Annotated in this window: 21 protein-coding genes and 1 pseudogene; 7 read left to right on the top strand and 15 right to left on the bottom strand. The window is 64.7% G+C overall.

Annotation, left to right across the window (positions count from 1 at the left end; all coding sequences use genetic code 11):
* The first annotated feature begins 108 nt into the window (after window positions 1–108).
* Entirely contained in the window at window positions 109–399 is a 291-nt protein-coding gene (locus ING98_20845; protein ID MCA3104323.1) for a type II toxin-antitoxin system RelE/ParE family toxin, read from the top strand.
* A gap of 271 nt (window positions 400–670) precedes the next feature.
* Here ING98_20845 and ING98_20840 read toward each other — a convergent pair whose 3' ends face one another.
* The 4 genes from ING98_20840 to ING98_20825 are packed head-to-tail and all read right to left on the bottom strand — an operon-like array spanning window position 671 to window position 3,652.
* Window positions 671–1,654, bottom strand: a complete 984-nt coding sequence (locus tag ING98_20840) for a tripartite tricarboxylate transporter substrate binding protein (GenBank protein ID MCA3104322.1) — start codon at window positions 1,652–1,654, stop codon at window positions 671–673.
* A 58-nt stretch (window positions 1,655–1,712) separates the two neighbouring features.
* Complete coding sequence (locus ING98_20835; protein ID MCA3104321.1) at window positions 1,713–2,036, bottom strand: 2Fe-2S iron-sulfur cluster binding domain-containing protein; 324 nt, start codon at window positions 2,034–2,036, stop codon at window positions 1,713–1,715.
* A gap of 3 nt (window positions 2,037–2,039) precedes the next feature.
* Window positions 2,040–3,098 carry a D-2-hydroxyacid dehydrogenase gene (locus ING98_20830; GenBank protein MCA3104320.1) on the bottom strand — a complete coding sequence of 353 codons (1,059 nt, stop codon included), beginning with the start codon at window positions 3,096–3,098 and terminating at the stop codon, window positions 2,040–2,042.
* Window positions 3,059–3,652: an urea carboxylase-associated family protein gene (locus tag ING98_20825; GenBank protein ID MCA3104319.1), complete on the bottom strand. Its 594-nt coding sequence runs from the start codon at window positions 3,650–3,652 to the stop codon at window positions 3,059–3,061. Before ING98_20825 ends, ING98_20830 begins: the two co-directional genes overlap by 40 nt.
* Window positions 3,653–3,729: 77 nt before the next feature.
* Between ING98_20825 and ING98_20820 the strand changes: the two genes are divergently transcribed.
* Window positions 3,730–4,938 (top strand): aromatic ring-hydroxylating dioxygenase subunit alpha, encoded by a 1,209-nt coding sequence (locus ING98_20820; GenBank protein ID MCA3104318.1) that lies wholly within the window; start codon window positions 3,730–3,732, stop codon window positions 4,936–4,938.
* A gap of 70 nt (window positions 4,939–5,008) precedes the next feature.
* On the opposite strand, the gene ING98_20815 is transcribed toward ING98_20820, so the two are convergent.
* The 10 genes from ING98_20815 to ING98_20770 form a co-directional block, all read right to left on the bottom strand.
* Window positions 5,009–6,103, bottom strand: a complete 1,095-nt coding sequence (locus ING98_20815) for a M20 family metallopeptidase (GenBank protein MCA3104317.1) — start codon at window positions 6,101–6,103, stop codon at window positions 5,009–5,011.
* Window positions 6,104–6,151: 48 nt separating this feature from the next.
* Window positions 6,152–7,126: an oxidoreductase gene (locus ING98_20810; GenBank protein MCA3104316.1), complete on the bottom strand. Its 975-nt coding sequence runs from the start codon at window positions 7,124–7,126 to the stop codon at window positions 6,152–6,154.
* A complete protein-coding gene (locus ING98_20805; protein MCA3104315.1) occupies window positions 7,126–8,106 on the bottom strand; it encodes a D-2-hydroxyacid dehydrogenase in 981 nt (326 codons plus the stop codon). The genes ING98_20810 and ING98_20805 overlap by 1 nt, the downstream gene beginning before the upstream one ends.
* Window positions 8,107–8,113: 7 nt before the next feature.
* Complete coding sequence (locus tag ING98_20800; GenBank protein MCA3104314.1) at window positions 8,114–9,253, bottom strand: aromatic ring-hydroxylating dioxygenase subunit alpha; 1,140 nt, start codon at window positions 9,251–9,253, stop codon at window positions 8,114–8,116.
* A 99-nt stretch (window positions 9,254–9,352) separates the two neighbouring features.
* Complete coding sequence (locus tag ING98_20795; GenBank protein ID MCA3104313.1) at window positions 9,353–10,318, bottom strand: tripartite tricarboxylate transporter substrate binding protein; 966 nt, start codon at window positions 10,316–10,318, stop codon at window positions 9,353–9,355.
* Window positions 10,319–10,418: 100 nt separating this feature from the next.
* Complete coding sequence (locus tag ING98_20790) at window positions 10,419–11,201, bottom strand: GntR family transcriptional regulator (protein ID MCA3104312.1); 783 nt, start codon at window positions 11,199–11,201, stop codon at window positions 10,419–10,421.
* Window positions 11,202–11,337: 136 nt separating this feature from the next.
* A complete protein-coding gene (locus ING98_20785) occupies window positions 11,338–12,147 on the bottom strand; it encodes a tripartite tricarboxylate transporter substrate binding protein (protein ID MCA3104311.1) in 810 nt (269 codons plus the stop codon).
* A gap of 222 nt (window positions 12,148–12,369) precedes the next feature.
* Window positions 12,370–13,275, bottom strand: a complete 906-nt coding sequence (locus ING98_20780; GenBank protein MCA3104310.1) for an alpha/beta hydrolase — start codon at window positions 13,273–13,275, stop codon at window positions 12,370–12,372.
* 8 nt (window positions 13,276–13,283) lie between these two features.
* Window positions 13,284–13,904: a cupin domain-containing protein gene (locus ING98_20775; protein MCA3104309.1), complete on the bottom strand. Its 621-nt coding sequence runs from the start codon at window positions 13,902–13,904 to the stop codon at window positions 13,284–13,286.
* A 130-nt stretch (window positions 13,905–14,034) separates the two neighbouring features.
* On the bottom strand, window positions 14,035–14,712 hold the full coding sequence (locus tag ING98_20770) for an NUDIX hydrolase (GenBank protein MCA3104308.1): 678 nt from the start codon (window positions 14,710–14,712) through the stop codon (window positions 14,035–14,037).
* 87 nt (window positions 14,713–14,799) lie between these two features.
* On the opposite strand from ING98_20770, the gene ING98_20765 reads away from it, so the two are divergent.
* The 5 genes and pseudogenes from ING98_20765 to ING98_20745 all read left to right on the top strand — a co-directional run bounded on the left by ING98_20765 (window position 14,800) and on the right by ING98_20745 (window position 18,372).
* Window positions 14,800–15,768 carry a metallophosphoesterase gene (locus tag ING98_20765; protein MCA3104307.1) on the top strand — a complete coding sequence of 323 codons (969 nt, stop codon included), beginning with the start codon at window positions 14,800–14,802 and terminating at the stop codon, window positions 15,766–15,768.
* A gap of 371 nt (window positions 15,769–16,139) precedes the next feature.
* Complete coding sequence (locus ING98_20760) at window positions 16,140–16,475, top strand: XRE family transcriptional regulator (protein ID MCA3104306.1); 336 nt, start codon at window positions 16,140–16,142, stop codon at window positions 16,473–16,475.
* A gap of 139 nt (window positions 16,476–16,614) precedes the next feature.
* Complete coding sequence (locus ING98_20755; GenBank protein ID MCA3104305.1) at window positions 16,615–16,776, top strand: hypothetical protein; 162 nt, start codon at window positions 16,615–16,617, stop codon at window positions 16,774–16,776.
* A gap of 133 nt (window positions 16,777–16,909) precedes the next feature.
* Window positions 16,910–17,110 (top strand): hypothetical protein, encoded by a 201-nt coding sequence (locus tag ING98_20750; GenBank protein ID MCA3104304.1) that lies wholly within the window; start codon window positions 16,910–16,912, stop codon window positions 17,108–17,110.
* A gap of 62 nt (window positions 17,111–17,172) precedes the next feature.
* Window positions 17,173–18,372, top strand: a pseudogene (locus ING98_20745) (ATP-binding protein).
* 75 nt (window positions 18,373–18,447) lie between these two features.
* On the opposite strand, the gene ING98_20740 reads toward ING98_20745, so the two are convergent.
* Window positions 18,448–19,379: hypothetical protein (locus ING98_20740; protein ID MCA3104303.1), on the bottom strand; the 932-nt coding region annotated here is incomplete at its 5' end.

Genomic DNA, 19,379 nt, shown 5'->3' with positions numbered 1-19,379 from the left:
GCCGTCGCGCAGCGCAATCGTCGGCCCGGCGTAGTCGACGAACAGCTTCTCCCCGGCACGGTGCACCTGGCGCATCGAGCGCTTGAGCGACTGGGCATGGGCGCGGTAGTGCTCGAAGAACTGCGTTCGGCCCCAGGTGCGGCCTACCTCGCGTCCGAAGCCTCCGAGCCCGTCGCCACCCGCTTCGTCAAATCGATCGAGAAGGCCTTCGCAACCTTGCAGCACGCGCCGGCCATCGGCACCCCGCGCGAGCGCTTTGCGCCCGGCCTCAGGGTGATCTTCCAGTCGCCCTACGCAATCTACTACCTGCCGTCAGAGCAGGGCATCCTCATCGTGCGTGTCCTTCACGGCGCGCGCGACGTCGCAGCCGTTGCCGATCTGGGTGGATTTGAAGGGTGACATAGGCGGTTCCTCCGCGCTTCCCACCACGATCCAACCGTCCCAGGGTGCCCCCAGCGCGCCAGTTCCCCCGAAGTCAGCGCCAGGAAGTCCTTGCCGTGCAATTCCGCGACCATCGCTCGCGCCGCATCCCGCGTGGCAACCGGCCGCACCCCGGGTGGCAGCGGCACCGGCACGCCATCGGCCCACACTCCGACCGATTCCGGTAGCGCCGAGTTGGGCCGGTAATCGACCCGAGGTTATTCTGCTGCGCGTGGTCCCTGCCCCAGGGTCATTCCGGCCGCGCGCCAGACTCCTGAGCGAGCTTCGCCCACTTTGGTGCCTGGTCGCTCAGGTAGGCAGTCATGCCTTCCGGCGTGCTGGGCACGATCCGGTCGACCCCGCGCGCTTCGAGGATCGCGGCAAAGGAGGGCGTCTTCAACAGGCGGGTGATGTCGGTGTTGAGCCGGGCGATGATCGGCTCGGGTGTCCTTGCCGGCGCCCACACGGCGTACATGGCGGTGGTCTCGAAACCGCGCATGCCGCTGCCTTCGTCCATCGTCGGCACGTCGGGCAGCGAACGCGATCGGGTCGAGGAAGTCACCGCTATCGCGCGCAGTCGGCCCGCGCGGATCGCCGGCAATGCGCCGGCTACCGTCGGGAAGAACAGCGGCACATGGCCTGCGATCGTGTCCGCGAGCGCGGGCCCGCTGCCCTTGTACGGGACATGGGTCACCTTTACCTTCATCATGCTGCTGAACAATGCGCCGGACAGGTGACTGGTACTGCCAGTGCCGAATGATGCGTAGGTGATCATGTCAGGCTTGGCCTGCGCCAGGGCGATCACCTCGCGTACGGTCCTGGCCGGGAATGCCGGGTTGGCGACGAGTGCATGCGCAGCCTCGCCGATCAGGGTCACGGGCGCGAAGTCGGTGATGGTTTCGTACGGCACCTTCTTGTAGAAAGCCGCGTTGATCAGGTGGGTGGACGCGCTGTGGAACATGATCGTATAGCCGTCCGGCGCGGCGCGCGCGACCGCTTCGGCGCCGATCAGACCGTTGGCCCCACCACGATTGTCCACCAGCACCTGCTGGCCGAGTGGGCCGGTCATCGCTTCGGCGAGGACCCTGCCGAGGATGTCGTTGCCACCGCCCGGCGGCCACGGAATGACCATGCGCACGGGCTTGCCCGGCCAGGGCTGCGCAACGGCCGCCGCGGCGGAAAGGGTTGCGATACCAAGGACGATCACCCGGGCAGAGGCGAGCATGCGGTTCATGGCGGCTTCCTTTTCAAGGTGGGGCGAGAGGGCGCGGCCGAGCCGGTACGTCGGCAGGTCAGTGCTGTGCGTCCGGCAGTGTCACGAGCAAGCCGTCCAGGGCGTCGGTGATCGGTATCTGGCAACCAAGGCGGCTGCCCGGCCTGCGCTCGGCCACGACGAAGCCGAGCATGTCTTCCTCGATAGCACTGACCGGCGGCATGAGGTCGAGGAAATCTCCGGCCACGTAGACGTGGCAGGTTGCGCATGCGCACTCGCCGCCGCAATCGGCACTGATGCCCTCGATACCGTTGTCTACGGCGGCGCGCATCAGCGTGGTGCCGGCATCGGCCTGCACCTGATGTTCGCGGCCATCGGGCGATCGGAAGTGGATGACGGGCATGGCTCAGTATCCGGTGGCGGGGTCGACGACGTTCAGCGGGGGCCGCCCTGACATCAGGCGGCGCAGGTTGCGGCAGGCGAAGTCCATCGTGTGGTCCATGTAAGTATCGAGGTCGTCGGACGACACGTGCGGCACGATGACCAGGTTGGGCACGGCCCAGAGCGGCGAATCGGCCGGCAGAGGTTCGGGGGCATGTACGTCGAGGATCGCGCCGCTGATCCACCCTGCGCGAAGCAGGGCCTCGAGCGCCTCGTGGTCGAGTACACCCGCGCGCCCGATGTTGATCAGTCCCGCACCCTTCTTCATGGACTCGAGCGCGCGTCGGTCGAACAATCCCCGGGTGGCCGGCGTCAACGGTGTTGCGATCACGACGAAATCGGCCCCCTTCAGCGCCTGGCGCAACTGCGCTGGGCGGTAGACCCGATCAACCCCGGGTACCGGGTCGCCTGAAGCTCGTACGCCCGTCACCCGCAGCCCCAGCCGGCGTCCGGCCCACACGGCCGCGCGGCCCATGTCGCCGAGCCCGACTACGGCCAGAGTCTTCCCGGCGATGGCGGAGGTGAATATCTGGTCCCAGCGACGATCACGCTGGCTGGACACGATCGCCGGCAGCCGGCAGTTGAGCGCGACCAGTGACATCAGCAGGAACTCGCGCACCTTCGCGACATGGACGCCGCTGTTGTTGGCCAAGCGTACGCCCGGGGGCAGCCAGTCGAGCGGCAATACCGCCTCGATGCCTGCACCGATCATCTGCACCAGTTCGAGCATCGGCGCCGCCGCCGCGAGCTGCGCGCCGCGCGGGAATCGGGGATCGCGCACGACGTCCCCCGAGGTGATCAGCATCCGTGCGGTGGCAAGCTGTCGCGCCAGGTTCCGGAAATCGGCGCCGCAGGTGAAGCGTGTCTGGGCGGCGAGTTCCGGATGCCGGCGCTGCGTGGCGCGGGCGAGCGCCGGGGTGAGCCAGAAGATTCTCGGCTTCGCCGTGCAGTTCTCGAGATGGACGTGGAACCGCGCCGGATCGATCACGGCAAACGCTCGCAGGCGACGGGTTGCGGCGTGCATCCGTGTGCGTTGACCGGGATCAGGTCCTGTGGACACGCGGAAAGCACGACCAGGCAATCGCGCAGCGCACGGAACGTCACGCTGGCACCCACGGCGGGTTCTGGGGCTTCGACGACCATGTGCCGGTGCTCGTGGAAGCGGGTGTTCATGAACAGGTTGAGCGGGGTCGGAACATAGGAGATGTTCACCCCGAACGGCTCGATCGCAGCACGCAGGTTGTCGGCGCAGTTAGCATGGTGGCCGGAATAGCCGAGCAACCGATAGCGCGCAGCGTCGCAGGCGGCGAACAGCATGCAGTGCACGCCTGGCGAATCGTCCTGATCGAGCCGAAGCAGGGGTTCACGCAAGTCCGTGAAGAGCGTATCGCCCGGCAGCGGCTTGATGCGTCCGAGGGTCACCACCGAATGCGGCATCGAGAGGTGCTCGCTGCTGCCGTCGACGAAGGCCCACATGTCGACCACCTGCCCGCCGTGGGTATTGATGACGCGCAGTGCCTGTCCTGCATGCAACGGCACCGCTGTGCCGGACCGCGCCGGTATCTCGATGATGGCCATGCAATATGGTAACCATCCGTCATTCGATTTACCATTCATCGACTGCCCGACGAAAGACAACCGGAGCCTGCCTCGCCATGGATCTGTTCGACCCGCGCACCTATGAAGCCGTCCGTCGTCCGCTGCTCGAAGCGGAAACTCTGCCGGTCGAGTGCTACACCTCCCCGGAGTTCTTCCAGCGGGAGATCGACACGATCTTCATGAAGGTCTGGAACTTCATCGGCCGCGTCGACTTCATCCCCAACCCGGGCGACTACTACACGCAGGATTTCGCTGGCGTCCCTCTGCTGATCGTGCGACGCGACGATGGTGAGGTACAGGCGTTCGTCAACTCCTGCCGGCATCGCGGTGCGAAGGTCGCCACCGGGCAGGGGACGTCCAAGGGCATCAAGTGCGGCTATCACGGCTGGATGTACAAGACCGACGGCACGCTGGTCGCGGCGCCGGGAATGGCGTCCTCGAAGTGTTTCGACAAGGGCGACTACCCGCTGCTGAAGGTGCGCACTGGTACGTGGGGCGGGTTTGTCTTCGTCAACTTCGATCCGGAGGCGGAAAGCCTCGAGCACTATCTCGGCAACATAAAGACCCCGTTCTCCAGCTATCACTTCGAGAACATGGTCTGCACCCGGCGCAAGGTGTACGAGATCGCCTGCAACTGGAAGATATATGTCGAGAACGCGATGGAAGCGTTCCATGTGCCGCATGTCCACAGGGCAAGCATCAACCGGCAGCGCGGTAGCGTCGCCAACGACCGCACCTTCGATTCGACGGCGGGCGACTGGGTGGTGATGCACAAGGAACATGAAGGAACGCGCGCGGTGATCCTCGGCGACGCCGCCTTCCCGCGGATACCCACCCTGGACGGCAAGGCCGCCAAGGGCACCTACTATCCGCTGATCTATCCCAGCACGATGCTCGGCTGCGCGATCGACTGCATGTGGTACCTCGAGATCCACCCGGTGACCGCCACCACGATGCGTTTGATCGTTGGGTCTTGCTTCCCTAAGGAAATCACCCAGCGTGCCGACTTCGACGAAGTGGTGCAGAACTACTACCGGCGCTGGGACATGACGACCCAGGAAGACATCGATATCAGCATCCAGCAGCAGCAGGGAGTGTCGAACCGGTTCAGCCGGCCGGGGCGCCTGTCGGAGCATGAGCCGCTGGTCCATGCCATCGATAACTGGGTGCTCGACCATGTGCTCGGGGTCGAAGGTCGCAAGCGTACGTTCGAAGGCTTCAGCCTGACCGACCTCGACGTGCTGCCCGAGAACGTCGTCGCCTGAGGCACTCGCAGCTGACGCAACGGATGCAGCAGGAGCGGCCCTCTGGCTTGGATCGCGTATCCCTGCCGGTTCAGACCGCCTGCTCGCAGCGTATCCAGTCGAGGATCATCTCGCCGTAGATCCGCGTGGCACGCTCGACGTTGCTGATGCTGCACCATTCGTCGGTCTGGTGCGCCATCGAGGGCTCGCCTGGACCAAGGATTATCGCAGGCACATGCCCCAGCGCTGGCCCGAGCAGCGACGCATCACTGAAGTAGGTGGCGGTGCGTATTTCGGCTGCGCGACCAGTGACCCGCGATGCCACGTCCATCACGCGTCGGACCCATGGGGTTTGCGGGTCCGTCCAGACCGCTGGCAGGTCGACCAGCACCTCGATGTCGGCGCGTTCATTCATCTGCGCGGCGAGCGCTGCGCGCACGGTGGCGTGGTCCATCGACGGCACCGTACGGATGTCGAGCTCGAATACCGCTCGATCCGGCACCGAGTTGATATTGATCCCGCCATGGAAGGTGCCCACGTTGAGCGTCGGCCCGCCGAGCACCGCGTGTCGGTCACAGCAGAAGTCGAACGGGGTGATGCGGTCGATCGCGGCCACCGCCTTGCAGATCGCGTTGTCTCCCTGTTCCGGCATCGATCCGTGCGCAGTCTTGCCCTCCATCACCGTGCGTAGCCAGAGTGCACCCTTGTGCCCGACATAGACGACGTTGTCCGTGGGCTCGCAGACCACGAGCGCGCCGGCGCTGCCGAGATGCGGCCCGGCGGCGAGTACCCGGGCCCCGTCACAGCCGGTTTCCTCGCCGGCGGTGATGATCAGCAGCAACTCGGCTTCCGGTGGCGCCGCGATGGCCGCGCAGACGAACGCCGCGATACCGCTCTTCATGTCGCTCGTGCCACGTCCGTGAATGCGGCCATCGTGTACCACCGCGTCGAAGGGCGGGTGCGTCCAACGGCGGGTCCCCAGTGGCACCACGTCGATATGTCCGGTGAAGGCGATGGGACGATTGCCCGCCGCGCCGCCTGCGTAGCCGCGCCGGGCGACGAGGCTGGCGCGCTGGGCGTCGGTGCCAAGCGGAATCAGCGAGGTTTCGAAGCCCGCCGTATCCAGCAGTTCCTGCAACAGGCGGGCGCACTGCATCTCGTTGCCCGGCGGGTTTATGGTGTCCATCCTTACCAGCCGCTGCGTCAGTTCAACCGGCTCCAAGTGCCGCTCCCATCACAGGTCGAGTACCAGTCGGGCGCTGCGGGCGCGTGAAACGCAGGCCATCAGCGTGCGGTTAGCGGTCCTTTCTTCGCCGGAAAGGATGAAGTCGCGATGCTCGGGCAGGCCGTCCAGGACTGCTACTTCACAGGTCCCGCACACACCTTCCTCGCAGGCGGTCGGCAGATGTACGCCGTATTCGCGCAGCGCCTGCACGATGGACCGCTCCGCCGGTACCGTGAGCGTCCCGCCGCTGCGCGCGAGATGGAGTTCGAACGCGGTGGGCGCCGCATAGTTCGCGACAAGAGGCGGGGCGGCAAAGTACTCGTGATGGACATGCTCGACGGGCCAGTGCGTGCTTGCCTTCAGCGCAGCATCCATCAATCCCGCGGGACCGCAGATGTAGAGGTGGCGGCCGGGCAATATCGGCTCGAGCAGCCCGCGAACATCCAGTACAGGCAGTTCGCTGAAGTGGGTGTGCACCGTGCCTCCGGGCAGCGCGCCGATCTCGGACAGGAACGCGGCATGGTCTGCCGACCTTGCGCAGTAGTGTAGCGTCCACGGGCGACCAGCCGCAGCTAGCGTGTGCACCATCGCGACGATCGGGGTGATGCCGATGCCACCTGCAACGAAAAGGCTGGACTCCGCCGCATCGGCCAACGGGAAGTGGTTGCGAGGGCACTGGATAGCGAGCGTGCTGCCCTCTTCGATACGAGCATGCATGCTCAGCGAACCACCGCGTCCGTCCTTCTCCCGCTTGACCGCGATCAGGTAGCTGTCACGATTCGCCGGATCTCCGCAGAGGGAGTACTGGCGAACCTTACCGCTCGGCGTATGCACGTCCACGTGCGCCCCTGCGGTGAACGGCGGCAACGGACGTCCGTCGCGAGCAACCAGTTCGAAACCGAGGATATCCCGCGCGAGCTCGCGAATCTCGCGTACTTGGGCAAGCCTGAGTTCAGCGCCGGGCAACCCACCTGGTGCGGTCATCAGTACGCGCGGGCCAGATCGACCACATTTGTCAGCGGCTGCCCCGACCAATGTCGCCGCAGGTTCTCGAAGAAGATATCAAGCGTACGCGGGATGTACGCGTCGATGTCGTCCGACAGCACGTGCGGCGTGATGATCAGGTTGGGCGTGTCCCACCAGGGCCAGTCCTCGGGCGGTGGTTCTGGCCATGTGACATCGATCATCGCCCCGGCCAGATGCCCACTGCGCAAGGCGCGGTCGAGGGCCGCGGGATCGACCAGGCCGCCCCGACTCATGTTGGCCAGGCTGGCGCCTTTCTTCATCAGGGATAACTCGGTCTCGCCGATCACGAAACGCGATTCAGGCGTCAGCGCGAGATTGATCATCACGAAGTCGGCCCGAGGCAATAACGCGTGCAAGGCCTGTGGCTGGTGCATCTCATCGACAGAGGGATGCGCTGCGCCACTTCGCCGGATGCCAAGCACCTTCATGCCGCACCGCTTCGCCTCTTCCGCGATGCCGCCACCAATGGCTCCGACGCCCACGATGAGCACTGTCTTGCCGTCCAGGGTCGAGGTGAAGACACGGTTCCATTCGCGCCGGCGCTGGGACCCGTTCAGCTCGGGCAGGCGCGAATTGAGCATCATCAGCACCATGATTCCAGACTGTGCCGCCTTGGGCACGTGGGCGCCGCTGTTCGTGAGCAGCGTGACCCCGGGCGGACACCAGTCGAGAGGTAGCAGGTAGTCGACTCCGGCGCCGAGTACCTGCAGCAGTTCAAGCGCGGGTGCGTCGGCTGCCAGAGTCCTGTGCGGGAACCGGTAGCTGATCATCGCCTCGGCCGTCTTCATCTCGGCGGCGTAGATATCCTCGTCCCAGCCCCAGGTGGTATGGATGTTCGCCGCGACGTCCGGGTGGCGGGCGAGGGCGGTCTCGTACTGATGCTCGTGGACGATGAACACAGGCATCATCTTCCGCGAGTTCTCGATGTGGATATGCATGGTCATGTCAGCCGTTGGCAGCGGGCGACCCGATGACCCGGTCGAGCACGCGGTTGGCGATGCGATGCACGATATGCTCTTCGAGCGACAACCGTCCGGGGCGATAGCTGCCGGAGGCCATCGAGCGCTGGATGTTCGGGTTGATGCCGAGGTCTTCGAGCACGATCTGCGAGTACTTCTCGTAGTAGGCGGGGCCGACGATCTGGTCGAAGTCCGGGCGCTCGACCGTCGAGCGCGGGAAGGCCCAGTTCTCGTACAGGCGCAGCTTGCCTGGACCTTCGGGAAGATACTGGCGGAACTTCATGTACGAGGATGTCAGGATGACCTGCACGCTCGGCTGGATCCAGATGTGGTACAGCCCTTCGTTCTGCTTCTTGCTCAGCCCTTCGATCGGCGGCAGCCCGGAATAGGCGACGATACTGCGCCGGCTGTACATGGCTTCCCATGGGCCAGCCTTGCCGCTCTCGAAGCTCCAGTTCTGCGGGTTTTCCGGATCCATATGCTTTCGGTGGATGGTCATCGCGTGATAGTTCTCGAACGCGTTTTCCAGCCAGACCTTCCAGTTGCACTCGACCTCGTAGGTGTCGCGCCGGGTCCACTGCATTTCCTCGAGTCGATACGCCGCGAGGAAGGCAGGCAGTTCGCCGAGCCACTCGAGCAGTGGCGCCGCCTCGGCGTCAAACGTCACGAAGATGAAGCCGCCCCACGACTCACAGCGCACCGGCGTCAGGCTGTGGTCTTCCATGCGGAAACCCTCGACGCCAGCCATCGGGGGCGGATTGCCGGGTACGCTGACCAGATTGCCGCCGAGTGAATAGGTCCAGCTGTGGTACGGGCAGACCAGCGCGCGGCACTTGCCTTCGCCCTCGGTGATGATCGCGCCCCGATGTCGGCACAGTGCCGAGTGGACGCGGACCTGCCCCGTCTCGTCGCGTACGACGATCAGCGGCTGCTTGACGAGCTCGATCGTGTAGAAGTCGCCAGGCGCCGGGATCTGCTCGACGCGGCCGACGCAGAGCCAGTCCTTGCGGAAGATCGACTGCACCTCACGCTGGTACCAGGCATCGGACGCGTAGCACCAGCCAGGCAGCGCGCTCGCCTGGTGCAAGGGCAGCCGGGCAGCCGCATAGGTTTCAGGCGCGAACATATCCACCGTCATGGTTTCCTCTTATGTGCGGCAACTAGTCGACCAGTATGGTAACCGATGTAGTGGTGCCTACTGGCTGGCGGCCTCGGCAAAGGCGCGTCAATCCAGACGTATGCCGGCATTCTTGATCGCTTTTGACCAGCTCGCGTTCTCGCGCTCGAGGATTTTTCCGAACTCGGCGGGCGTTCCGCCCACCGGCGTCGCCCCCATGGCGGCGAGACGATCCCGGAAATCGGGGAGCGTCAATGCCTTGGACGTGGCGCTGGCCAAACGTTCGGCTGCAGCCGGCGGCACGCCCGCAGGAGCGACCACGCCGTACCAGGCCGTGACATCGAAACCGGGGATGCCTGCTTCTGCCACCGTGGGGATCTTCGGCGCCATCGGGTTGCGGGCGGGTGTCGCCACGCCCAGCGCCTTCAGGCGCCCGGACTGGATGTGGGGCAGCGCCGATACCAGTTCGACCGACATGAACTGCACGCGGTTGGCCAGCAGGTCCTGCAGCGCCGGTGCCGTACCCTTGAACGGTACCTGCAGCAGGGTCACGCCGGCCGCAGCCTTGAACATCTCTGCCGCGATGTGGTGCGGCGTACCCTGGCCTGCCGAGCCATAGTTGAGCTGGTTGGGACGGGCCTTCACGTGTTCGACGAACTCCCGCAGGTTGTTCACCGGAATTTCGGCGGGTATGACCAGCACGTGCGGGACGAACGCGACCATCGTGATCGGCGCGAAGTCGGTGGGCTTGTACGGAAGCGGCTGCAGCGCAGGGTTGATCGAGATGACCGACGTCGATCCCATCAGCAGCGTGTAGCCGTCGGCTGGCGCACGCGCCACGAGATCGGAACCGATCGCGCCTGCGGCCCCGCCCCGGTTGTCCACGATCACCGGTTGTCCCAACGGTTCCGCGATGTGCTGCGCGACCAGGCGACCGATGGTGTCCACCGCACCGCCCGGTGGCCAGGGCACGACCAGGCGGATCGGCTTGACCGGGAACTGCGCTTGGGCAACGGCAGTGCCTGTGCAGGACACGGCGACGAGGCAAAGCAGCAAGCGGTGAAACGTGCGCATGAAGGCTCCCGACTGTTGAATGGCGCTCTGAGGGGTGGACCAAACAGTCAGTCTAGAAGCGGCTTCTCGTGCTAGTCAACTAGATATCCAATGACTTTCTTCATGCGACTTTCTGGGGCGACGATGCATCGGAACGGTGCATGTTCTCGCCGCTTCGGCTGCTCGCGCCGTAGTCTTCGGCATTACCGATGTGCGCCCGCATCCGGCGCTCCGCTTCATCCGGATCGCGCTCTTCCAGCGATTCGAGGACCAGCTCGATCTCCCGGAAGGCCAGGTGCATCCGTTCGGGCGGCGACGGATTCGTGTGCTTCAACCACTGGGCTTTCTCGTGCAGGTTGAGAAGGATGCCGGTGATCACCTCGTTGCCCGAGACCTTGTAGATAGCCATGTGGAACATGGCATCGAGTTCATTGAAGTCTTCGATAAGGTCCAGCGTGACGTCGGCGGCGCCTTGCGGCGCCAGGCGCCTGAAAGCGACACGAAGCCGTCGCAATTGCTCGGCATCCATCTGCAGGGCAGCGAAGCGTGTGACATGGGTTTCGAGCAGGAGTCGGCACTCGAAGATGTCACGGATCTCCTGCTCGGTTAGCGCGCGAACATAGGTGCCGCTCTGCGGGCTCACCGCGATGAAGCCCTCGCCGTTCAGGCGGGCAAAGGCCGTACGGATCGGCGATCGCCCGCAGCCGAGTTCGTCCCCCAGGCGGGCCTCTGACAGCTTACCCCCGGGCGGATAGACCGCCTGGATGACCCGACGCTTGATTTCTTCGTAGACCTGCGTCGCCACTCCCTGAGCATCCTTGATCTTCACGATGTCGTCACCGAAACACCATCGATGGTAGCGCCAAATCTGGCGCCGCCGATAAGGATAGTTGTCGCCGAACACACTCAGCTACGCGATCGCTGCCTGAAGTCGCTGTCACCGACACTTCGTTCCTGGACTGACCGTCAACTCGCGCCCGTCCCGCCCCTGCTCACACCGACTTCGTCGTACGGCGAGAGGGAGAATAGCGGCGGGCGACCTACTGTGGCTCGACCCCTGCTGCCTTCACCATTGCCGCATAGCGTCTGATGTCTTCAGAGACGAACTTCTGGAATTCAGCCGGCCCGACGACCTCCGGATCGAAGCCACCAGAGCGCACGTAATCCAGCACCTTCGGCTCGTATACGGCTTTCGCCAGTTCCTGGTGTAAACGGCTCGCGATCGCCATCGGCGTGCGTGCCGCCGAGAACCAGCCAAACCAGCCGCCGGGCACGATGTAGCCAGGAATCCCTGACTCGGCGACCGTCGGCACGCTTGAAGCAGCGGGCAGACGGGCCTTGCCGGTGAATCCGAGCGCGCGGACCCGGCCGGATTGAATGTGCTGCATGACTACAGGTGGTGGCGCCATGATGAATTCCACCTCGCCGCTCATGACGGCAGTCAGCGAAGGGGCCATGCCCTTGAACGGCACGTGCAGCAGGTTCAGCTTGCCAGTCACTCCCAGCAGCGCTGCCGCCAGGTGGAGGGTGTTTCCCACGCCAGCCGATCCGTACGAAACAGGCTGCTCCCGCGCCCGTGCGAGAAAGTCCTGCAGGGACTTGTAACGGCTGTTCTGAGGCACGAGAAGGAAGTAGCCGGCACCCTGCACGAACTTCGCAATCGCCGTGAAGTCCCGCTCGACATCGAACGGCAACTTTCGGTAGATGCTCGGGTTGATCGTGAACGATGGCGAGGTATGGAGCAGCGTGTACCCGTCGGGCGAGGACCGCGCCACGATTTCGTAGCCGATGATTCCGTTCGCGCCTGCCCGGTTGTCGATGACGATCGACACGCCCATCTGGTCGGCCACCTGCGCTGCCAGCGACCGTCCGATCGCATCGTTGGTACCACCTGGGGGGAACGGCACTACCAGCCGGATCGGCCGGTCTGGCCACGCAGCCCACGCGGCTTGTGCGAGTCCCGCAAGAAAAAGCGCTGCAATCAGACGCCTAACGAACATGCTCATCCTCCTGTCCGAAAGCCTGGTGGCTGGCCGCTCGCGGCGGCTCTGATTCCAGCGCTTCCGATCGATCTAAGCCAGCCCTGCGTACTCGCGCGCGTAAACCGCAGCCTCCTCGATGGCGGACACCGCCCCCGGGAACACTCGGTTCATCGTGACGAACCCATGCGGCAGGCCGGGATATCTCCTGAGCGTAGTCGCTACGCCCGCCGCCTTGAGCGCCTGTTCCATGAGCAGCGTGTCGCGCAACAGCGGGTCTTCGTCACCCACGCCCAGCCATGTCGGCGGCAGCCCCGCAAGTTCGTTGCGCAACGGCACCGCCTGCGGCGTTACTTGCTGCCAGGGCGTGCCGAGGTATTGGGTCCAGACCCACTTCGAGTAGGCTCGCGTCTGATCGGTCGGCCCTTCGAAGTTGCCGTAGAAAAGCAGCAGGCCCTTGACTGATCTGTCACCGATCGCGCGCAGCCGGGACGCGGCGAGTACGCTCAGACTCGCGCCTGCAGACTCGCCCCAGAGCAGGATGGATTTGCCGTCGACGCCCAGACGTTGACCGTTGGCGTTGATCCATTCGACGGCACAAATGACCTCGTCGCGCTGCTGCGGAAAATGCGCTTCGGGCGCGCAGTGGTAGTCCACCGAGCAGACCGGAAGACCGCTTTTCAGCGCACACAGCCGCGCAGTGCGATCGTGGGAGTCGAGATCTCCTGCCCACCAACCTGCGCCCCGGACGAACAGAACGGCAGGTTTCCCACGTGAGCCCGTCGGGTAGTAAAGGCGCAACCGGAGCGGTCCGGAAGGCCCCTGCAGTTCGTGGTCTTCGATTTCAGGTACCGGCGGCGGATCCTCCGCCAGAAAGGCGAAGTAGCGCTGCTGCGTGGCCCGCGCTTCTTCGAGACTGGCAGCAGTCGGATCAGCGTTCGTAACGCCCGCTGCCCGCAGACATTCCAGCGCAGCCTGATACTCCGGGGAAATACTCACCCCCGGACTCAGGCGCGAGCGGCGTTGATCCGGGGGGCGTCCGCCTCAGGCGCCTCCAGCGTAAATCGCCAGCCGTGGCTGATCAGCTTGTCAAGCATGCCCTGACCGTGTTTATCGACGATCTTCTGCCCCCAGAGCGGGGATAAGCCCACGTCGTCAAAATCCTCGGGCTGGCCCTGGATGATCACCAGCAGGTGCGCATTCTGGTCGGACACATTCACAAAGCGGCGCGTCACCGCCGGGGGCACCGCGAACAGGTCGAAGGGCTCCAGAACGACCTTCTCCTGTCCCTCGTCACCCCACTGCAACTCCCAACGGCCCGAGAGCGGCATGAACGTCTCATGCGTCTTCCAGTGCACATGCAGCGCCGGGCCATCGCCCGGGGTGCACTCGGCAATGCCGATACGGAAAACGCCCTTGTCGCCGCCGACGACGGCAGGGTTTGGCGACAGGTGTCCCCCGACAGACTGGGGTGCCATCACCACATAGTTCGCTTTGGGATTGATGAGCCGGATCACCTCGAAGGGGATGCCGAATTCCTTCTCGAAGTGGGCACCGCGCGGCTTGAGTTCCTTGAACCTCGCGATACGACTCTTCATTTCTTCTTGCGTGGGTGTGATGGTCTTCACTTGGAGTTCCTCCGTCGATGACAGGTTGTTCTTTTGTCGTCACGATGCACCGAATTTTCAGTATAGACGGACGTAAACGACCAGTGCAATCAACGCCTCGCACACAAAAATCCGGACACTCTCCATCGGCTCAGCGCCCCACCGTGGCCCCCCGAAACAACTGCGCCGGCCGAAACGCCCCCACCCGGAACTCCCCATCCACCGGCACCAGCAGGTCCCGATCCGACAGGCGTCGCCGGAAGCTCGACTTGTCGAGCGGATGCCCGAGCACATGCTCGCAGAACGATTGCAGTTCACCGAGCGTGAACGCGTCCGGCAGGCAGCCGAACGGCAGGTCCAGCACGTCGATGTCAGCGCGCATCGCACGCACTGCCTTGTCGACGAGCGTGGCGTGGTCGAAGGCCAGCGGCGCCGCGATCGCCTCGTCCACGCTGCGCCAGGCGAGTGCTTCGATGCGCTTGCCTGCGCTGAAGTCGGGCGCGTCGGCCGGGACCAGCCCCCGATAGACGACGCTCAGCGCCCAGGGCGCACGCGGATCGCGCTGGGGTCCGCCCACCGCGCACAGCTGGCGCAGCAGCGGCAGCGGCGCGCCCAGGCGCTCGGTGGCCACGCGCTGTGCTCCGGCTTCGAGCGAGGCGTCGAGATCTACCCGCAGCACCCCGCCGGGCAGTGCCCAGCGTCCGGCATGCGGCGCCTCGGCGCGTCGGGCGAGCAGGACCTGCAGCATGCCCTCTCGCACCGCGAAGACCGCGAGCTCGAGGCGGGTGAAGGGCATCGGATGGATCGGGGGAGTGGATGTGGCAGCCATGCTGGGTGGACCTGAGTTTGATAGTTGCATCGTACACCTAACACGTGCATACTGTGTTCGTTGTGGGATGCAACTAAGGAGGTTCTGATGACTGCTTACGATGTGATCGGCGATATCCACGGCTATGCCGCACCGCTCGAGGCGCTGCTGCGGCGGATGGGCTACGTCCCGAGCGGGAAGGGCTGGCGCGCGCCGTACGGCCGGAAGGCCGTGTTCGTCGGCGACCTGGTCGACCGCGGCCCGGAGCAGGTGCGGGTGGTGGAGATGGTGAAGTCGATGGTCGATGACGGCGAGGCGCTGTGCGTGCTCGGCAACCACGAGTACAACGCGATCGGCTGGATGACCCGGCGGCTCGGGCCGGACGGGAAGCCCGTCGGCGAAGGCAAGCGCGCGGATGAGTTGCCGCCGGAGGCGTGGTTGAAGAAGCACACTGCGCGGAACCTTGGAAACCACGCCGAGTTTCTGAAGCAGGTCAAGGAAGGGTCCGATCTGCACAAGGACATGATCCAGTGGTTCCGCACCCTGCCAGTCGCGCTGGACCTCGGCGGCATCCGCGTCGCGCACGCCTGGTGGAACGACACGTTCGTCCGGCGTCTCGACGATCGCCTTCGCAACGGCCTTGACGACGCATTCCTGCAGGCCGCGGGCGTGAAAGGGTCACCGGAGTGGACGGCGATGGAGGGCGTGACCAAGGGGCTGGAGGCCTTCCTGCCCGACGGCGTGACCTTCGTCGACCACGGCGGTGTTGTTCGGCCCGAAGTACGTCTGCGCTGGTGGTTGCCCAAGGGCAGCAGCTGGCGCGCGGCGGCCTTCGTCTCGGACGAAGCACGCGAGCGGCTGTGCGACCGCACGCCAGTACCCGACTACGACGGCTTCGGCGAGGTCGAGGGCGCGCCGGTGTTCATCGGACACTACTGGATGGACGGGCCGCGCACGCCGCAGTCGTCGAAGGTCGCCTGCTGCGACTACTCGGTGCCGAGGTCGGGTCGGATGGTGGCGTATCGGTGGGATGGGGAGAGGGAACTCAGTGCTGCCAACTTTGTGGAGTCCAAGTGATGCCGGTCGATGATGCTCTGGATGTTTCGCGCGGCGGCGCCTCGGTGGTCGGCGCCGGTTTTGGAAGCGCCGTCGAGCGGGCGGTTGTCATTGCACTGCACGCGCCGAGCAGGCGGCTCGCCTCAACCTCGGGAATCGCAATTAAAAGGGCGTTTCCCGGCGGCGCGTTGCGATCGATGACCGGCTACGTTCTTCAGTCTTCCGGTTCTCGAGTATTCCTGAAAAGGTATAGACTGTGCCCGAGGGTCATGAATCCAGACCGCTCTTCTGGATCGCCAGCAGCAAAAGGGACCTGATGGCATTGCCGCTCCGCGTGCGGAGGTTCTTCGGCCATGCATTGGACTTCGCGCAACGTGCAGAGGAGTTGCGACATGGCAAGGCGCGTCATTGATGGCATCGAGGTCGAACCTGGTTCGGGCAACGTCTTTGCCGACCTGGACCTGCCGGATGCCGACAAGCTCAAGATCAAATCGGGGCTGGTGATCGAGATCACCCGGGCAGTGCGTCGCCTCGGGCTCACGCAGGAAGAAGCGGGCCGCCGCATGGGCATCCCGCAGCCGAAAGTGTCCGGCTTGATGCGTGGCGATTTCGCCAATTTGTCCGAGCGCAAGCTGATGGACTGCCTGAACCGATTGGGCTACGACATCGAGATACGCGTACGGCCCACGGCTGAACAGGTCGGGCAATTGAGGCTGGCGATCGCGTGAGGCTCGCTTGACCGCCGGCGACGTCATCGGTGACATCCACGGCTACGCCGCCCCCTCATGTCGATGAATCCACAAACCAGCGACATGTCCGCGCAGAGGCATGTATTCATCAGTATATACATCAGGCGCCGGAGGCTCGATGAACACGAAGACGGCAAAGCTTTTCAACAATGGCGGCAGCCAGGCCGTGCGTTTGCCCGCCGAGTTCCGCTTCACTTCAGCTGACCTGCGAAACGAACTGCTGAGCACCCGTCCGCTGAACGAACCGCTGCGTTCCCGCGTGCTGTCCGAGGATGATTGACCTTGCTGTACATGCTCGACATGCGCGTCGGGCGGGAGAAGCCGCATGACCTCTGTATTTCTGCGCTCGACGCGGTGCTCGTGACGAACAACACGCGTCATTTCTCGAGGATCCCGGCCTTGCGGATCGAGAATTGGGCGACTGGCTCCCCTGCGCGATGATCGTTCCGTTGGCCGACGGCGCGCGCCTGTACCCGCTGGAAATGCCCAACCTTGCGAGTCATCTGCTGGCGCTGCCCGAGGCGCTGGAGGCCGAGCGCGACACCACGCCGCTGCGCGGTATCGACTTTGCGATCGTCAGAATGACCGGCGACGACGGACAGTTCTTTTATTGACTTTTATCGGAAAAGCGATAAATTAGCGGTTTAGAGATAAAAAGAGATAAACAAAGCTAAACGTGATCCACTTCCCGCGCGATACGCTGGCTCGCGACCTCGTGGCGGCGCTGCGAGGACAGACGCTGTTCGGGGACGCGCAAAACGGCCTGTTCCTGGCTGCGCCGCGGCGCACGGGCAAGTCCACGTTCCTTCAGGTCGATCTCGTGCCGGCGCTCGAAGTTGCCGGTGCGGTGGTCGTCTACGTGGACCTCTGGTCCGACCAGCGACGGGACCCGGTATCGTTGATCGCGGATGCCATCGCCCGCGTGCTGGCGCCGCGTCTCGGTGTCGTGAAGCGCGCAGCCAGGGCCGCCGGGGTCGATAGTGTCACGATCGCCGGTGCGTTCAAGATCGACCTCGCCCGCATCGGCAAGGCCGATGGCGTGACGCTGCCGGATGCCTTGCGCGCGCTGCACGAAGCCGCCAGAGCACCTGTTGCCTTGATCGTGGATGAGGCACAGCACGCACTCACCAGCGACGCGGGAGAAGCCACCCTGTCCGCGTTGAAGTCCGCGCGAGACCAGCTCAATCGTCCGGGCGAGGTGAACCTGATGCTCGTGATGTCCGGGTCCGATCGGGATAAGCTGTTGCGCCTGATCAATACCAGTGGCGCCCCGTTCTTCGGCTCGCAGATCTCGCGCATGCCTTTGCTCGGGCAGGATTTCGTCGATCACGTGGCCCGGCTGATCGCGCAGCAACGGCCGCAACTTGAGCCGATCGATCGCGCTGCGCTCATGCAGGCCTTCGAGGGCTTCGGCCAGCGGCCGCAGTTCTTCATGGACGCGCTCAGCAACGCCCTGAGTCCGTTGTCCGGACTGGAAGGAATCCGCCTGGAGCAGGCGGTGCTTCAGGCTGCGCGACAGCGCCAGCAGGTCGACGAGGCGCTGATGGAATCCGAGTATCTGGCCCTGCGTCCGTTGGAGCAGGCGGTGTTGTGGCGACTGCTCGAACAGGGGCCGCGCTTCCGGGCCTAAGACAGTGACGCGCTGCGCTTCTACGTTGACCGGACCACGGGCCGAGTGACGCCGCAGATGGTCCAGCGCGCGTTGGAGTCGCTGCGTGCACGCACGCCGGCGCTGGTCTGGAAGTCCGCTCGTGGAGAGTATTCCGTCGATGACGCAGCGATGCACCGCTGGTTCGAGCAGCGGACAGGCGCAGGTAGCTGGCCGCCGGTGGATCCGCAGGGGCGGTTGGTCATGGAAGACCCGGAGCCTGGATGATTGTCGTTGAGGAAATCCGTCAGCTCAGCGAATGCTCCGCAATGCCCCTCGTATCGGGTCCGGGGCCGAGTAGCGCTACTGCGGCTTGATGTTGGCGACCTCCGCGACCTGGCGCCACATCGCGATTTCCTTGCGGACCCGGGCTTCGAACTCCTCCGGAGCATTGCCGACAGGCTCGCCACCGATCTCCAGCATGCGCTGCCGGATATCCGGCTGTTGCAGGACGACCGCCACGTCGTTGCGGATACGCAGCACCAGTTCACGCGCGGCTCCTTTCGGCGCCATCAGGCCGAACCAGGAGACGGACTCGAAGCCTGGCAGACCATCGGCGATCACGGGTGCCTCGGGAAAGAGCACTGAAGGCGTAAGCGATCCGACGCCGATGATCCTCGCCCGTCCCGACTTGACGGCCGACTGCACCGAACTGATCGCAGCGATCGCCAGCGGGATGTGGCCGCCCAGCAGGTCGGTCATCAGCGGCCCCGCACCCTTGTAGGGAATGGGTTCCACGCTCACCTTGGCCAGCATGTTGAAGTTGTAGGTCGCCAGCGGCGAGCCGGTGTTGCCCATGTTCATCTGCCTGGGGCGGGCTTTGGCCAGGGCGATCAGTTCGCGGGCATTGCGCGCGGGCAGCGACGGATGCGCGACGATCGCGTGCGGCGAGATCGTCACGAGCGTGATCGGCACCAGATCGGTGTGCGGATCGTAGGGAAGCTTCGCGTAGGTGATCGGCGCGTTGGTGAAGAGATTCGACGTAAGCAGCAGGGTATGTCCGTCGGGGGCGCTCTTCGCGACCAGATCGGTGCCGATGACCGTGCCCGCGCCCGGGCGGGGATCGAGCACGATCTGCTGCTTCCACCGTTCGGTGAGCGCCGGCATGATGATCCGTGTCACCTTTCGGCATAATCCGGCCACTTCGTTTTCGGCGTAATCAGGCCACTTTGGGGTGGCAGCAGGCAGTCTGGTTTTCGGCATATTCCGGCCAGGCGTTTTCGGCATATTCCGGC

This window comes from Rhodocyclaceae bacterium (genome assembly GCA_020248265.1).
GTDB lineage: Bacteria > Pseudomonadota > Gammaproteobacteria > Burkholderiales > CAIKXV01 > CAIKXV01.
This window is presented reverse-complemented; position numbering and strand designations above follow the sequence as displayed.

What these genes read in the sequence shown, in the direction of transcription:
- ING98_20840 (MCA3104322.1), bottom strand. Translation starts at nt 1,654, where the DNA reads ATGAACCGCATGCTCGCCTCTGCCCGGGTGATCGTCCTTGGTATCGCA.
- ING98_20835 (MCA3104321.1), bottom strand. Translation starts at nt 2,036, where the DNA reads ATGCCCGTCATCCACTTCCGATCGCCCGATGGCCGCGAACATCAGGTG.
- ING98_20830 (MCA3104320.1), bottom strand. Translation starts at nt 3,098, where the DNA reads ATGCACGCCGCAACCCGTCGCCTGCGAGCGTTTGCCGTGATCGATCCG.
- ING98_20825 (MCA3104319.1), bottom strand. Translation starts at nt 3,652, where the DNA reads ATGGCCATCATCGAGATACCGGCGCGGTCCGGCACAGCGGTGCCGTTG.
- ING98_20820 (MCA3104318.1), top strand. Translation starts at nt 3,730, where the DNA reads ATGGATCTGTTCGACCCGCGCACCTATGAAGCCGTCCGTCGTCCGCTG.
- ING98_20815 (MCA3104317.1), bottom strand. Translation starts at nt 6,103, where the DNA reads ATGGACACCATAAACCCGCCGGGCAACGAGATGCAGTGCGCCCGCCTG.
- ING98_20810 (MCA3104316.1), bottom strand. Translation starts at nt 7,126, where the DNA reads ATGACCGCACCAGGTGGGTTGCCCGGCGCTGAACTCAGGCTTGCCCAA.
- ING98_20805 (MCA3104315.1), bottom strand. Translation starts at nt 8,106, where the DNA reads ATGCATATCCACATCGAGAACTCGCGGAAGATGATGCCTGTGTTCATC.
- ING98_20800 (MCA3104314.1), bottom strand. Translation starts at nt 9,253, where the DNA reads ATGTTCGCGCCTGAAACCTATGCGGCTGCCCGGCTGCCCTTGCACCAG.
- ING98_20795 (MCA3104313.1), bottom strand. Translation starts at nt 10,318, where the DNA reads ATGCGCACGTTTCACCGCTTGCTGCTTTGCCTCGTCGCCGTGTCCTGC.
- ING98_20770 (MCA3104308.1), bottom strand. Translation starts at nt 14,712, where the DNA reads ATGGCTGCCACATCCACTCCCCCGATCCATCCGATGCCCTTCACCCGC.
- ING98_20765 (MCA3104307.1), top strand. Translation starts at nt 14,800, where the DNA reads ATGACTGCTTACGATGTGATCGGCGATATCCACGGCTATGCCGCACCG.
- ING98_20760 (MCA3104306.1), top strand. Translation starts at nt 16,140, where the DNA reads ATGGCAAGGCGCGTCATTGATGGCATCGAGGTCGAACCTGGTTCGGGC.
- ING98_20755 (MCA3104305.1), top strand. Translation starts at nt 16,615, where the DNA reads ATGAACACGAAGACGGCAAAGCTTTTCAACAATGGCGGCAGCCAGGCC.